Source organism: Pseudarthrobacter sp. lyk4-40-TYG-27 (assembly GCF_030209295.1).
Classification (GTDB): Bacteria; Actinomycetota; Actinomycetes; order Actinomycetales; family Micrococcaceae; genus Arthrobacter.
This window is the reverse complement of record NZ_JARVSH010000001.1, coordinates 606,798-620,679: the sequence shown is the minus strand read 5'-3', so window position 1 is coordinate 620,679 and position 13,882 is coordinate 606,798. Positions and strand designations below refer to the sequence as shown.

The following is a 13,882-nucleotide window of genomic DNA, read 5'->3' as shown; positions in this document are numbered from 1 at the left end:
CCCCCGGGTTGAACGCCGGGTGGGTCCCCGGCAGCGGCTGCTAGTCTCCGGCGGCCGGTTCCGGCTCCCACGCCATGGCAGGTCCCACGACCTCCACAGCCTGGGACAGGGGGACACCCGAGCCGTCGCGCCGGCCATGCTCCTGCGGTAGTGACCGTGCCACGCCGGCCGCGGACGACGCCTTGGCCGGCCCATGTCCTGCCCAGCCCAGCAGGAGCGTGTCCTCGCCCTTCAGGAACCGGTGTGCCCGGACGCCCGCGGTGGCGCGTCCCTTGGCAGGATATTCATCGAAGGCGGTGACCTTGGCGGTCCCGGGCGCAGTGCCGGGAAGGGCGCCGTTGGTCCCCGCGATGGTGACCACGACGGCGGCGGCATCGTTCGGCTGGACCGCGCCGAAGAAGATCACCTGGTCACCCGCAGCCAGTTTGATGCCGGCCATGCCACCTGCGGTGCGCCCCTGGGGGCGGACGACGGCGGCGGGGAACTTCAGCAGTTGTGCCTGCCTGGTCACGAAGACCAGCTCGGCGTCCTCCGTGCCGGCGGGAGCCACACCCACCACGAAATCCTTGTCCTTGAGGGTGATGACTTCCCAGTCTTCGCGGTTCAGCGGGTAGTCCGGCTGCACGCGCTTCACCACGCCTTGGGCGGTGCCGATGGCCAGGACCTCATCCAACCGGACGAATGCCACCAGGGACTCACCCTTGACCAGGGTGAGGAATTCCTTGGCCGGCACGCCGCCGGCCAGGTTGGGCAGCCCGGATACCGGCGGCAGGACGGGCATGTCCATGACCTGCAGCCGGAGCATGCGGCCCAGCGAGGTGACGGCCGCGATCTCGCCGCGTGCCGACGTCTTGACCACCGATGCGTACACGTCGTGCTTGTTCCGGGGCCCTGCTTCGGCGAGGGGCTCCTGGTTGCTGGTCCGCGCCACCTGCCCTGACGCGGTGAGGATCGCCCAGCAGGGGTCGTCGGCGATTTCCAGCGCCAGCGGGGCTGCCTTGCCCTTCCCGGGGGCCGCTGCGAGCTCGGCGGCGACGGTGGGGGACACGGCCTCGGATTCCAGCAGCACGGTCCGGCGCGGGGTGCCGTGTTCCTCGGCGATCGCGCCGAGTTCGTCGGAAACCACCGTGCGGAGCAGTTCCTCGGAGTCCAGGATGGCCTGCAGTTCCGCGATCTCGCGGCGGAGCTCGTCCTGCTCCTTTTCAAGCTCGATCCGGGAGTACTTGGTCAGCTGGCGCAGGCGCAGTTCCAGGATGTAGTTGGCCTGGACCTCGGTGAGGTCATAGATGGACATCAGCCGTTCGCGGGCGGCGGCGGCCTCGTCCGAGGACCTGATGATCTGGATGACTTCATCGATGTCCACAATGGCGATAAGCAGGCCCTCCACCAAGTGCAGGCGGTCCTTCTTCTTGCCCAGCCGGAAGACGGTGCGGCGGCGCACCACGTTGATGCGGTGGTTGACGTAGACCGAGAGGAGGTCCACCAGGCCCAGGGTTTGCGGCTGGCCGTCCACCAGGGTGACGTTGTTGATGCCGAAGGAGTCCTCCATAGGCGTGTAGCGGTACAGCTGCTGCAGGACGGCGTTGGGGTTGAAGCCGTTCTTCAGTTCGATGACCAGCCGCAGCCCATGTTTGCGGTCCGTGAGGTCCACGATGTCGCTGATGCCGGTCAGCTTCTTGGCGTTGACCGCGTCCTTGATCTTCTCGATGACCTTTTCCGGGCCCACCATGTACGGCAGTTCGGTGACCACCAGGCCGGTGCGGCGTGCCGTGAGCTGCTCGATCTCCACCTTGGCCCGGGTCTTGAAGGAGCCGCGGCCGGTGGCGTACGCGTCCCGGATGCCGTCCAGGCCCACGATCCTGCCGCCGCTTGGCAGGTCAGGGCCCGGCACGAACCGCATGAGGTCCTCCAGCGTGGCGTCCGGGTGGGCGATCAGGTGCCGGGCGGCCGCGATCACTTCCACCAGGTTGTGCGGGGCCATGTTGGTGGCCATGCCGACGGCGATGCCGGTGGCCCCGTTCACCAGCAGGTTGGGGAAGGCTGCCGGCAGGACGTCCGGCTGCGTCAACTGGTTGTCGTAGTTCGGGACGAAGTCCACCACGTCTTCATCGAGGTGGTTGGTGAGTGTGAGGGCCGCCGCCGCCATCCGTGCCTCGGTGTACCGCGGCGCGGCCGGGCCGTCGTCGAGCGAGCCGAAGTTGCCGTGCCCGTCAATCAGCGGCAGCCGCAAGGAGAAGTCCTGGGCCATGCGCACCATGGCGTCATAGATGGCTGCGTCCCCGTGCGGGTGCAGCTTGCCCATCACCTCGCCCACCACGCGGGCACTTTTGACGTGGCCGCGGTCCGGGCGCAGGCCCATGTCGCTCATCATGTACAGGATGCGGCGCTGCACCGGCTTGAGCCCGTCGCGGGCGTCCGGGAGTGCCCTGGAGTAGATCACCGAGTACGCGTACTCCAGGAAGGAGCCCTGCATTTCGGACGTGACATCGATATCGACGATGTTCTCCGTGTAGGTGTCTTCCACGATGGGTTTTGAACTTTGGCGGCGGGCCATGGGGTTTGGTGGATCCTTCTGGGGGTGCTTGCAGCTTTTCGGGCATGCTGCGGGAGTTCTTGGCTAGGCTAAGCCTATGGTGGATCAGCCCGGGGACGGCGAATATCCGGAACATTGGGAGGCCGATGTCGTCCTGCGTGACGGCGGAACGGCGCACCTGCGGCCCATCCACCCGTCGGATGCCGACGCTGTCCAGGCCTTCCATACCCGGCAGTCGCAGAATTCAATCTACATGCGCTTCTTTGCGTTCAAGGCCAGGCTGTCCGCCAAGGAACTAAAGCGCTTCACTGAGGTCGACTACAAGGACCGGGTGGCGTTCGTCATCACCATCCACGGCGAGATCATCGGTATCGGCCGCTACGACCGCCTCGCCGACCCCACCGAGGCAGAGGTGGCCTTCAACATCGCCGACGCCCACCAGGGCAGGGGCATCGGCTCCATCCTGCTGGAGCACCTGGCCGCCGCCGCGCACGAAAACGGGATCCGCAAGTTCACCGCCGAGGTGCTGCCGGAGAACCGCAAGATGCTGATGGTGTTCTCCGACGCCGGCTACGACGTCAAGCGGCATTTCGATGACGGCGTCGTCAGCCTTGAGTTCAACGTGGAGCCTACCGAGAAATCGCGTGCCGTCATGGAATCCCGCGAACACCGCGCTGAGGCGAGGAGCGTCCGGGGCCTGCTGGCGCCGTCGTCCGTTGCCGTCATCGGTGCCAGCCGCAAGTGGGGCACCGTGGGGTACCAGCTGCTGGAGCACATCATCGAGGGCGGCTTCCACGGGTCCGTATACGCGATCAACCCGGAGGCGCTGGAACTGGCGGGAATGATGTCCTACGGAAGGCTCTCCGAAGTTCCCGAACCCGTCCAGCTGGCCATCGTCGCCGTTCCTTACGAGGAGGTGGCCGGCGTCATGGAAGACTGCGCAGCCGCCGGGGTCAAGGGCGTGGTGATGGCCACGGCAGGCTTCGCGGACGACGGCGAACGCGGCCTCCTGCGGCAGCGCGCCATGGTGCGCCAGGCCAGGGCCAACGGGATGCGCGTGATCGGCCCGGCGTCGCTGGGCATCGCCAACACGCACCCGGACGTGTCGCTGAATGCGTCGATGGCTCCCACCATGCCGCTGCGTGGCGGGCTGGGCCTGTTCAGCCAGTCAGCGGCGATCGGCGTCTCGCTGTACGCGGCGTCCAGCCGGCGCCGCCTGGGGCTCTCCAGCCTGCTCTCGGCCGGCAACCGGGCAGACGTTTCGGGCAACGACATGATGCAGTACTGGGAGGACGACGGCGATACCACCGCCGTGGGCCTGTACCTGGAGTCCATTGGCAACCCGCGCAAGTTCTCCAGGATCGCCCGGCGCCTGGCCCGCACCAAGCCGGTGATCGTTGCCAAGTCGGACACCATGGGATTGCGGCTGCCGCCCGGGCACGCCGTCCGGACCACGCAGGCACCGGCCGGTGCCCTGGACGCCATGCTGCGCCAGTCGGGAGTGATCCGCGTGGAAACCGTGGAAGAACTCGTGGACGTCGCCCAGGTGGTGTCGGGCCAGGCGCTTCCGGCCGGGCCCGACGTCGCCATCTTCAGCAACTCCCATGCCCTCGGCAACGTGGTGGCGGACAGCGCAGTGGCGCACGGGCTGGGCGTTGCCCAGGTGGTCTCCGGCCTCGACCTGGACACGGGCCAGTCGGTGGCGCTGCCAGCGCTGCGGAAGGCACTCCTTGACGCCCTGGCCTCGGATACCGTGCACGCCGCCGTCGCAGCCCTGCTGCCCGCAAGGGGCTTGACCGTCGACGCCGTGGCCCGGGTCCTGGCGGAGTGTGCGGCCGCCGCGGGGAAACCGGTGGTGGCTGCCTTCACCGGCATCCTGGACCCCGCCATCAACGTGGAGGGCCTGGTGGGCGCCGACGGGTCCACGGTTCCCTGCTTCTCCAACCCCGGCGCCGCCGTTGCTGCCCTTGCCGCCGTGGTGCGGTATGCGGAGTGGGCTGCCCGCGACCAAGGACACTTCGTGGAACCGGCCGGCTGCGATCCCCGCAAGGCCGAGGCCGAACTCGACGAGCTGCTGCGGGACGTCACCGGTGAACAGCTCAAGCAACTGGAACCGGCAGCAGCGGCGTCCCTCCTGGGGCACTACGGCATCACCGTCCTGCCGTCGACAGCCTTCAACACACCGGATGAGGCCGTGCAGGCCGCGGAAGCCCTCGGCTGGCCCGTCGTACTGAAGACCACGGACCCGGCCCTCCGGCACCGGCTGGACCTGGGCGGGGTACGCCTCGGCATCGAGGACGCCGAGTCGCTGCGCCAGAACGTGGCGCAGATGCGGCGGGCGCTCGCGGCCTACGGTGACCCGGCCCTTGAGGTCCAGTCCATGGCACCGGTGGGCCAGGCCTGCACTTTCCGGGCCATCGAAGACCCGTTGCTTGGACCGGTGATCTCGTTCGGCCTCGCCGGTGACGCCGTCAACCTGCTCGACGACTGGGCGCACCGGGTTCCGCCGCTGTCAGCCGCCGACGTCCACGACTTCATCCGTGCCCCCAGGGCATCAAGGAAACTGTTCGGGTACCAAGGGCTGCCGGCCGTTGATGTGCCGGCCCTTGAGGACCTGGCCGCCAGGCTGGCCTGGATGAAGGACAACCACCCGGAGATCGCGCTCGTGGAATTCAACCCCGTCCTGTGCGGCACGTCCGGAGCCACGATCCTCGCCGCTGACGTGCGGATTGGCAACGCGGCGCAGCGGACAGACAGTGCCCGCAGGGCAATGCTGGGCTGAGGCGGTTAGCAAGTGACCGGCCGATCTGTGAAAATGGGGGCATGAGCTTCCAGCCTCCCGCGTCGGCGCCCGAAACGCCCGGCAATGAAAACCAGGCACTCCGCCAGCACAGCTCACACCACCACGGACTCCAGGGCCAGAGCCTCGAAGACGCGCTGCAGAAGGCCGGCTTCTACCCGCGACTGGTCTCCGACGTCGTTGACGACGCCCTGGATGGTCGGGACTGCGTGGCGCACCTGGTGCACCTGGAAACCCATTTTGACCGGGCGGAGGTGCGGCGCCACATCACGGTGCTGGTGCTCACCGCGGACATGCTGGTCATCACCCACGTGGACGACCAGCAGCTGGACGAGGCGGGGGAGCAGATCGTCGCGCAGATCTCCACCGAATCAGTTCCCGTGGCCCAGATCCGCTCCGTGGTCCTGAGCTACATGTACGCCCAGCCGCAGAACTACAAGCCCTCGGATCCCGTCCGCGAATTGACCCTGTCGATTGCGTGGTCCGGCGGGCAACGCCTGGACATGGGTCCCGCCAGCTGCGGGGACCCGCAGTGCGAAGCGGACCACGGCTACACGGGCACCATCGCGCAGGAAGACATCGTGCTCCGCATCAGCGCCGAGGCCGACGGGCTGCAGGCCGTGCAGGACGCCAAGCTTTTTGCCCGGGCCCTGCGCGCCGTCAACACCGCATCGGCAGCGCCCGTGCCCCACGTGCAGTCCATGGCTCCCCGTCCGCGGTCCGGGGTGTTCGGAAACCGGCTCAGCCGCGGGCACCAGCAGCGCTGAGATGCCCGAAGCCAGCCACCAAGCCGAACAAACTCCCGCTTCCGGATACACCCCCGATCTTCCGCCCGCTCCTGCCTACGGGCACCGTTCCGTCGCCGAAGTCCTGACCAGTGCTGCGGCGAGCCTGGGGATGGAAGGCTTCGACAACACCTTGGGCCTCCCCGCCGCCAGCCGTGTCTGCGTGGTCCTCGCCGACGGCCTGGGCAGGAACCTGCTGAAGCAGAAAGCCGCCCACACCCCCTTCCTGCGTTCGGTGGTCCAGGCAGGCCAGGGCGACGTCCCTGTATGGCTGGACTCGGCGTTTCCTTCCACCACGGCCGCAGCGTTGGCCAGCTTCGGGACCGGCCTCCCCGCCGGCCAGCACGGCATGGTGGGCTACGACGTCCTGGACCCAGGGCAGGACAAGGTAGTCAACCTCCTGGGCAACTGGGACCCCGGCGTCGATCCGGCCACCTGGCAGCCGTTCCCCACGGTCTTTGAGCGGGTGGCCGGGCAGGCGGATGTCAGCACCGTCAGCCTCGCCCAGTTCAACGGTTCGCCCATGACCCGGGCCGCCCTGCGCGGCGGCAGGTTCATCTCCGGAACCACCGCCCATGCCCGCACCGGCGCTGCCGCCGACGCCATGGCGGGCGCCGGTCCATCCCTGATGTACTTCTACGTGAATGAGCTGGATAAAGCCGGCCACCGCTACGGCTGCCGGTCGGAACAGTGGGAACACCAGTTGGAGGAGCTCGACGCCACGGTCAAGCGGCTCAACTCCTCACTGCCCGCCGGGACCACGATCCTGCTCACCGCAGACCACGGCATGCTCGACATTCCCGAGTCCCAGCGGATCGACTTCTCCGCCGACTCTGCGCTGGTTGACGGCGTCCGGCATACTGCCGGCGAACCCCGGATGGTCCACCTGTACCTCGAAGAGACGCACCTGGACGGCTCTGCCGGCCGGGAACGGCTGGTGGCTGCCTGGAAATCAAGGTTTGGCGACCGGGTATGGGCCTTCACCCGGGAAGAAGCAATCGCCGGGGGACTTTTTGGTGACGTCCGGCCTGCCGTGGAGGGCAGGATCGGTGACGTCATGATCGCGGCGCGGGACGCCGTCGCCCTCTATGACGGGCGGCGCATGCGGCCCACCGCCATGGAAGTGGTAGGCCAGCACGGCTCCCTGACCAAAGCCGAGCGTGAGGTCCCGCTGCTCTGTTTTGCAGCCGACGGAAGGAGCCGCCGGCGTGGCTGAACTCATTTTCTTTTCCGGCACCATGGACTGCGGAAAATCCACGCTGGCCCTGCAGATGGACTACAACCACCGGGCACGCGGCCGCGGCGGTGTGCGGTTCAGCCGCAACGACCGCGCTGGCGAATCCCGCATCTCCAGCCGGCTGGGCCTGGAGACGGACGCCGTGGAGGTGCTGGACAGCACGGACTTCTGGGAGGAAGTCATGGTCCGGCGCACCCAGGGCAGGCGGGTGGATTACCTTATCTGCGATGAAGCCCAGTTCTACACCCCCGTGCAGGTGGAGCAACTGGCCAAGGTGGTGGACGAGATCGACGTCGACGTCTTCGCATTCGGCATCACCGCCGACTTCCGCACCCGTTTGTTCCCCGGGTCCCAACGCCTTATTGAGCTGGCTGACCGGGTGCAGGTGCTCCAAGTGGAGGCGCTGTGCTGGTGCGGCCGCCGGGCCACGCACAACGCCAGAACGGTCGACGGCGTCATGGTCACCGAGGGTGCGCAGGTGGTGGTCGGCGACGTGGACATGGTGGCCGACGCCGCCACCGCGCAGGCTGCCGAACACGTCCCCGTGGTGGGTTACGAGACGCTGTGCCGCCGGCATTTCATGCGCAGGGTGACGGCGCACGGCGCCAAACTGATGGCCCAGCAGGACGAATTGCTGCCGTTCGAAGTGGACGCCTGCCTCTGGCGCGGTTCAGGTGGACCAGGGGAGCCCCGCGGGGACGGCAGCCCGCACAGCGAGGCCTGACACCGTGGGGTTAGGAGCTGTCAATCAGTCCCGTTGCCGTGCTGGTGCACCAGGCCGGCAGTGCCCTCGATTCCCGCGAGTGGCAGGGTGGCCGCCCGGGCCCGCCTGCGACTGCGCAGCCTGAGTTCGCTGACCAGCGCCCCCACCACGATGCAGCCGGCGCCAACGAGCGCTGCCGGTGGCAGCCGCTCACCCGCTGCCCGCCCGATTACCGCAGCCCACACGGGCTCGGCTGCGTAGATGATCGTTGCCTTGGTCGGGGATACCGATTTCTGCGCCCAGTTCATCGTGAGCTGGATGACGCAGCTTGCGGCCCCGAGGGCAACAGCCGCTCCCACGCCAACCCACGAGAAGGCCGGCACCGTCTCCCTGGCCAGCGGCATGGCCAGGAAGCCCAGCGCCCCCGCAACGAGCAACTGCAGGACGGTGACCCGGCCGAGGTCCACCTTGCCGGCAAACCAACCGATAAGGATGATCTCCGCGGCGATCGGAACGGTGCTCACCAGGGTCTCGATTTCCCCGGGGCCGAAGGCCAATCCAGCGCTTCCTGGGCCGGCGAGCAGCACGAGGCCCGCGAAGGCCAACCCGGCACCGATCCAGGTGAGGAACCGCGGCGGTTTCCTGAACACGATCCACTGCAGGACCGGAACCAGCGGCACGTAGAGGGCGGTAATGAACGCTGACGTGCTGCTGCTGATCGTCTGAAGACCAACGGTCTGGAGCCCGTACCCGAGGAAAATCATCACGCCGATGGCTGAGCCGGCCACGATATCCAGCGGCCTGATGCCGCGCAGGACGCGCGCAAAGACGACCGCGCTGATGAAACCGGCAGTCAGGAATCGCATGCCCACAAAGAACCAGGGCCCGCTGTACTGCACGGCGATGTGGACGGCGAGGAAGGTGCCACCCCATACCGCCGTTATCAAGACAAGGGCAACCTCCTGCCGGGAGAACAGCGCCCGGGGGTCAATGTGCAACATAATGCTCCATCGTATGGTGCAGAATAGTGCACATGCAAGCTGAGGAAACACCCGGAGTCCTAACCAACGTTAGTGAGAACGTGCGCCGGTTTCGGACGGCGGCCGGGCTCAGCCAGGTCGCCTTGGCTGATCGCGCCGGCGTCAGCCGCCGTACGGTGGTCAAACTCGAAGCGGGCGAGGCCAACATCAGCCTGACCGGCCTGGACCACCTTGCCGATGCTCTGGGCGTCACATTCGTCGATCTCGTGGCCGCCCCGGCAGCACCACGTGCTGACATCCGCGAAGTTGCGTGGCGCGGAGAGCGGAAAGGCAGCCTGGCGGTGTTGCTGGCTTCCGTGCCCGCCACTAGGGAAGCGCAATTGTGGGCCTGGACCCTGGAACCAGGCGAGCGATACGACGCGGAGCCTGATCCGGTGGGGTGGACCGAGATGCTCCTGGTCTCTGAGGGAGCACTCCGCATAGATCTGGAAAGCGGTGCCACCGAGCTCCGTCCTGGCGAGCACCTTGCCTTTCCCAGTTCGCAGGTCTACGCCTACGCGAACATCGGTCACACCCGGGCACGCTTTGTGCGCGTCGTCGTTAGCTAATTCTCCTGCCCTGTTCCCCGCCGGGTTTTGCCGCACTCCCGGGCTGCCGGTGCCTGTCCGGCCCGATCTGACCAGCGCTGAATGTCGTACCCCCTTGTGAGGATGGGGGGGTATGGGGAAATCGGTGGTGGTTCGGGCGTTGGCGGATATTCGTGCTGCCCTTGCCGTGCTGGATGCTGAGGTGGATGGGCGCGGTGCGGAGCCGTTTTCGGCGGCTGATCCGTTGGCTGGTTTGGCGGATGGGTGTCTTGATGTTCTGGTCGGGGCCAGGGAGGTGGAGGCCCGGGTCGCGGGTTTGAAGGCGCGGGCTGCGGTGGTGTTTGCGGATGCTGCCGGTGTTGTGGCGGGGCCGGGGGTGCCGGTGGTGACGCAGGAGATGGCGGTCGCGGCGGAGGTGGGGTGTGTGTTGGCGCTGGGGCCGCGGGCTGCGTCTTCGTTCCTGGCCACGGCGCACGCTGTTGTTGCCTCGTTGCCGTTGACGCTGGCGGGGTTGCAGGCGGGGACCCTGTCGTGGGGCCACGCTGTGGTGATGGCGGACGAGGCCGCGGCCTTGGATGCGGCAGGTGCTGTGGAGTTAGAGGCGCACTTCCTGGACCCGGACGCCCCGGACACGGCGCGGGGGTGCCCGGTGGGGGAGTTGCCGGCGCACCGGTTCCGGGCGAAGGCCAGGGTTTGGCGGGAGCGTCATCATGCGGAGTCGATCGAGACACGGCATACCAGATCCGTGGCGGACCGGCGGGTGGAGTACCGGCCGGACCCCCCGCGCCGTTGGCATAGCTGCCAGACCGACACCCGTCCTGCCCTGCACCCTGACGCCTGGCGACCTGCAGGCGCCTGCTAGCTCCTGCGCCGGTAGCGGATGTGGGTTGCCAACGGCGAGTGAAGCACCTCGACGGGTTCGAAGTCGAAAGACTCGATGCCCTCGAAGATACGCTCGCCCGAACCAAGAAGCACCGGGGCGATGTCGAGAGTCAATTCGTCCACGACGCCGGCAGCCAGTGCTTGGCGGACGGTCGAGGCTCCACCTGCGATGTCCACGCCCTTGTCTCCGGCGGCTTGGGACGCGGCAGCATAGGCGGCGTCGAATCCCTCGGTGACGAAGTGGAACGTGGTCCCGCCCTCCATCTGGATCGGGTCATGCTCATAGTGGGTGAGGACGAAAACGGGTGCGTGATAAGGCGGTTCCGGGCCCCACCAGCCGTTCCATTCCCCACTCCACTCACCGCGGATGGGACCGAACATGTTCCGGCCCATCACATAGGCGCCGCGAGGCCGCATGAGCCAATTGGCGGCGACCTGGTTGGTTTCGGTGGCCCGGGGGTCGCCGATATGCCAGCCATGCAGCTCGAGCCCGCGTTTACCCAGGGGGTTTTCGCGGCTCTGGTCCGGTCCGGCGACAAAGCCGTCCAGCGAAATGGACATATGGCAGGTTGTGTCCGGCACCGAGAACCTCCTGGTAATTGCGCTTTACACGCGGCCGCGTGCTGGGGATCCTAGCACGTGCCCAAGTCCATCAGGGGCTGCGAGAAAAGCTCCTAGTCGCTTCGGGTTCCAAAAACGATCTCATCCCACGACGGGACGCTGGATCGCTTTGGCTTAACCGACCGTTCCGGCGCCTCGGCCTCCGGAAGTTGGCCAGTGGCGGGGGAAGCGTCGTCCGGCTTCGCCGTGGTGCGGCGGGCGTTCCCGCCAAGCAACTCATCCAGCCCGGCGCCTGGTGCTGCACCTTGGCTGCCGCCCGAAGGTTTCTGCGGGGACGCGGCGATCGTGATTTCCCTCGTGTCCGTGCTGACGCCGTCGTGAAGCCGCAAAGCATCGTCCTGGATGTCGCGGTGCGGCGGGATAAGGCTGAGCCTGGACAGCATGGACGGCCTGGCATCCCTGCGGCGGATAAACGAATCACCTTGGGCTGCCGGTCCGTCACGCTGGTCGTCCTGGGGCTCCGGTTCGTTTGACTCTGGTTCGGGAACCACCTCGGACGGGCGGGGATGGGCCGCCGGTACCCCATGGGTCAGCAGCAGCGCCAAGGCATCATCAGAATCTTCGTCGACGCCTATCCGCTGGCCACGCCGCGACCGAAGCATATCCAGGAGGCCGTCGGACTCCTTGCCGGCCTCCTGGGCCGTGGCGCCCTGGCTGCCGGACGCCTTGGACGAATCCGCGTCGGTTTCAAAGTCGAAGGGGCGGTCCGATACAGCGGTGAGGCGGCGGGCCGGAACAGGTCCGTCCAGCGGCTCAAGCTCACTCAATTGCTGTGCCCACCGGTTGGTGTTCTGCAGCGACTTGCGTGCCGGACTGAACGTCCACAGGGCCGGAGGCTCCTCGCCAATGCCGGAGGTCCCGCCCGGTTTGGCCTCAAAACTGGCGGATACCGTCCAGGTGCCGTCCTGGCGCCGCCACGAATCCCATTCCACCGTCGCCGGATCAATGCCGTGTGCGGACAACCGGTGGGAAACCATGTCGTCCAGGGTGGCCGGGGAATCGCCGAACGCGGACCGGTAGATGTCGTGGCCGGGAGAGGGCGCCGCTACTTCGACTTTCCGCGCCTGCTGCGCAACGTATTCGCGCTCGGCAAGGACCGGACCTTCGTAACGCTCCACCTTGGCCAGCGGCATGCCGGACAACTCGGCCACGTCGGCAGCGGTGGCACCGGCGCGGATCCGGGCCTGGATATCCCTCGGGGACATCGGAACGGCCGGCCGCTCCGCCCGCGGTTTGGCCGCTGACCGGCTGGCCGTCCTGAGGGCCTCATCGATCGGCAGCTGGAACATCTCGCCGCCGGCCCCGCTCAACAGGAGATGCGTCCCGTCGTCGTGCACGCCTACAAGCCGTAGATCCTGCATACAAATCCTCCACCCTGGCATTACTATCAATCGAAACTCTGCCACCCGGTGGCGCGGAATTGGCTCAAGGGGCAGGGCGCGCCGTGATTTTCCGCCTGATTCCGGCTCGAAGAGTCAGGGACCGCCCTGCGCGGAGGAGGAGAACCCGCAGGCGGGGGAGGCTGCCGCGGATACTTGTCTGCTCAGCCCCTGGTCAGGGCGGCGGTCAGCTTGTCAGGATGCCGGGTGGAGGCGAGCCAGTACGGAGTGCGGTCGGCCGGGTCGGTGATCTCGATCTTCACGACGGGGTCGATCCAGCCCCTGATGCAGAGGTAGGCGAGCCCGTTGAGCCTCGTGCCCCGCTCTGCCGTGGCCTCCCCGGAGGTGAACGGCTCAACGCTGCCGACGAATTTGCGGTCGATGCTGGCCCGTCCGACCGTCAGTGCGTCGCTGGTAACGGTGATGGTGGGCGTGGACAGGACCAGGAGCACGCTGATGATGGCAAGGAGCACCACCGCCGCGGTATACCCGGCCGCCATACTGATGGGTGCGAAGACCAGGATGCCGGCCGCGGAGACGCCTACGGCAATGACCCAAATCCAGACGTTGGGCCAGAGCTTCTCCTGGTACGTGACAGGTGTCCCGGCCGAGGGGGTGCTGGGAACGGACGCTGGCGTGCTTGATTCGGGCATATGCCAAGCTTTCCACCTTTGGTCAGCTATTTCATCTTGGGTGCCGCGGCTCCGGATCCTGCCATCTGGGACTGGTGCGGGTCGCGGGTTAGAGTGAGTGACTGTGACTGAACATCCCACCGCAGCAGACCTCGTCCCGGACACGGCCTCCCCGGCCGCACCTACCTTGCAGGTCCAGTTGAAGATGCTGGATCCGGACCTGGAAGCTCCTTCCTACGCACACCCGGGCGACGCCGGAGCGGACCTTCGCGCGCGCGAAGGCGTGGTCCTGCTGCCGGGGGAGCGCAAACTGGTCCCCACGGGTGTTGCCATTGCCCTGCCCTACGGGTTCGTCGCCCTGATCCACCCGCGCTCCGGACTCGCCACGAAGCACGGGCTGACAATCGTAAACGCACCCGGCACCGTGGATGCGGGCTACCGCGGAGAGATATCGGTTACCCTGCTGAACACCGACTCGTCCCAGCCGATCGAGCTGCGCCGCGGCGATAGAATTGCCCAGATGGTTATCCAGCGGGTGGAACACGCGCACTTCATTCCTGTCAGCGAATTGAGCGGTTCCGTGCGCGGCGCGGGAGGCTTCGGCTCCACCGGCGGGTTCAACGTTCCCGGAGCCTGACACCTCCACCCACAACCGCTGCACCACGCCAGCGCGAACGACGGCGGGACCTGGTCCCGGCCGGCAGATTTTGAGAACTGGCACATTCTAGGAACGAAGGAGTCAC

At 67.3% G+C, this 13,882-nt stretch carries 12 protein-coding genes; 7 read left to right on the top strand and 5 right to left on the bottom strand.

The window, feature by feature from the left end:
- Nucleotides 1-40 precede the first annotated feature (40 nt).
- The gene (locus tag QRM96_RS02900) at nt 41-2,554 is read right to left on the bottom strand and encodes a DNA gyrase/topoisomerase IV subunit A (protein WP_285318281.1); all 2,514 of its coding nucleotides are present in this window, start codon (nt 2,552-2,554) and stop codon (nt 41-43) included.
- 76 nt (nt 2,555-2,630) lie between these two features.
- Between QRM96_RS02900 and QRM96_RS02895 the strand changes: the two genes are divergently transcribed.
- From QRM96_RS02895 to QRM96_RS02880, 4 genes are read left to right on the top strand one after another with little or no spacing between them, the layout of a single operon-like run.
- Entirely contained in the window at nt 2,631-5,315 is a 2,685-nt protein-coding gene (locus QRM96_RS02895; protein WP_285318280.1) for a bifunctional acetate--CoA ligase family protein/GNAT family N-acetyltransferase, read from the top strand.
- A 41-nt stretch (nt 5,316-5,356) separates the two neighbouring features.
- Nucleotides 5,357-6,100 carry a DUF5998 family protein gene (locus QRM96_RS02890; RefSeq protein ID WP_018761098.1) on the top strand — a complete coding sequence of 248 codons (744 nt, stop codon included), beginning with the start codon at nt 5,357-5,359 and terminating at the stop codon, nt 6,098-6,100.
- A gap of 1 nt (nt 6,101) precedes the next feature.
- Complete coding sequence (locus QRM96_RS02885) at nt 6,102-7,334, top strand: alkaline phosphatase family protein (RefSeq protein ID WP_018761099.1); 1,233 nt, start codon at nt 6,102-6,104, stop codon at nt 7,332-7,334.
- Complete coding sequence (locus QRM96_RS02880) at nt 7,327-8,079, top strand: thymidine kinase (RefSeq protein WP_285318279.1); 753 nt, start codon at nt 7,327-7,329, stop codon at nt 8,077-8,079. The genes QRM96_RS02885 and QRM96_RS02880 overlap by 8 nt, the downstream gene beginning before the upstream one ends.
- 20 nt (nt 8,080-8,099) lie before the next feature.
- On the opposite strand, the gene QRM96_RS02875 is transcribed toward QRM96_RS02880, so the two are convergent.
- Complete coding sequence (locus QRM96_RS02875; RefSeq protein WP_285318277.1) at nt 8,100-9,059, bottom strand: DMT family transporter; 960 nt, start codon at nt 9,057-9,059, stop codon at nt 8,100-8,102.
- A 32-nt stretch (nt 9,060-9,091) separates the two neighbouring features.
- On the opposite strand from QRM96_RS02875, the gene QRM96_RS02870 reads away from it, so the two are divergent.
- Nucleotides 9,092-9,646 (top strand): helix-turn-helix domain-containing protein, encoded by a 555-nt coding sequence (locus QRM96_RS02870; protein ID WP_285318276.1) that lies wholly within the window; start codon nt 9,092-9,094, stop codon nt 9,644-9,646.
- 112 nt (nt 9,647-9,758) lie between these two features.
- Entirely contained in the window at nt 9,759-10,487 is a 729-nt protein-coding gene (locus tag QRM96_RS02865; protein ID WP_285318275.1) for a hypothetical protein, read from the top strand.
- On the opposite strand, the gene QRM96_RS02860 is transcribed toward QRM96_RS02865, so the two are convergent.
- The 3 genes from QRM96_RS02860 to QRM96_RS02850 all read right to left on the bottom strand — a co-directional run bounded on the left by QRM96_RS02860 (nt 10,484) and on the right by QRM96_RS02850 (nt 13,160).
- Nucleotides 10,484-11,089 (bottom strand): dihydrofolate reductase family protein, encoded by a 606-nt coding sequence (locus tag QRM96_RS02860; protein WP_285318274.1) that lies wholly within the window; start codon nt 11,087-11,089, stop codon nt 10,484-10,486. The two genes, QRM96_RS02865 and QRM96_RS02860, sit on opposite strands and share 4 nt — an antisense overlap.
- 92 nt (nt 11,090-11,181) lie before the next feature.
- Nucleotides 11,182-12,489, bottom strand: coding sequence for a septation protein SepH (gene sepH / locus QRM96_RS02855; RefSeq protein WP_285318272.1), 1,308 nt, complete (start codon nt 12,487-12,489; stop codon nt 11,182-11,184).
- 182 nt (nt 12,490-12,671) lie between these two features.
- Nucleotides 12,672-13,160 carry a DUF3093 domain-containing protein gene (locus QRM96_RS02850; protein ID WP_285318271.1) on the bottom strand — a complete coding sequence of 163 codons (489 nt, stop codon included), beginning with the start codon at nt 13,158-13,160 and terminating at the stop codon, nt 12,672-12,674.
- A gap of 103 nt (nt 13,161-13,263) precedes the next feature.
- Here QRM96_RS02850 and dut point away from each other — a divergent pair, with 103 nt between their 5' ends.
- On the top strand, nt 13,264-13,776 hold the full coding sequence (dut, locus tag QRM96_RS02845; protein ID WP_285318270.1) for a dUTP diphosphatase: 513 nt from the start codon (nt 13,264-13,266) through the stop codon (nt 13,774-13,776).
- Nucleotides 13,777-13,882 lie beyond the last annotated feature (106 nt).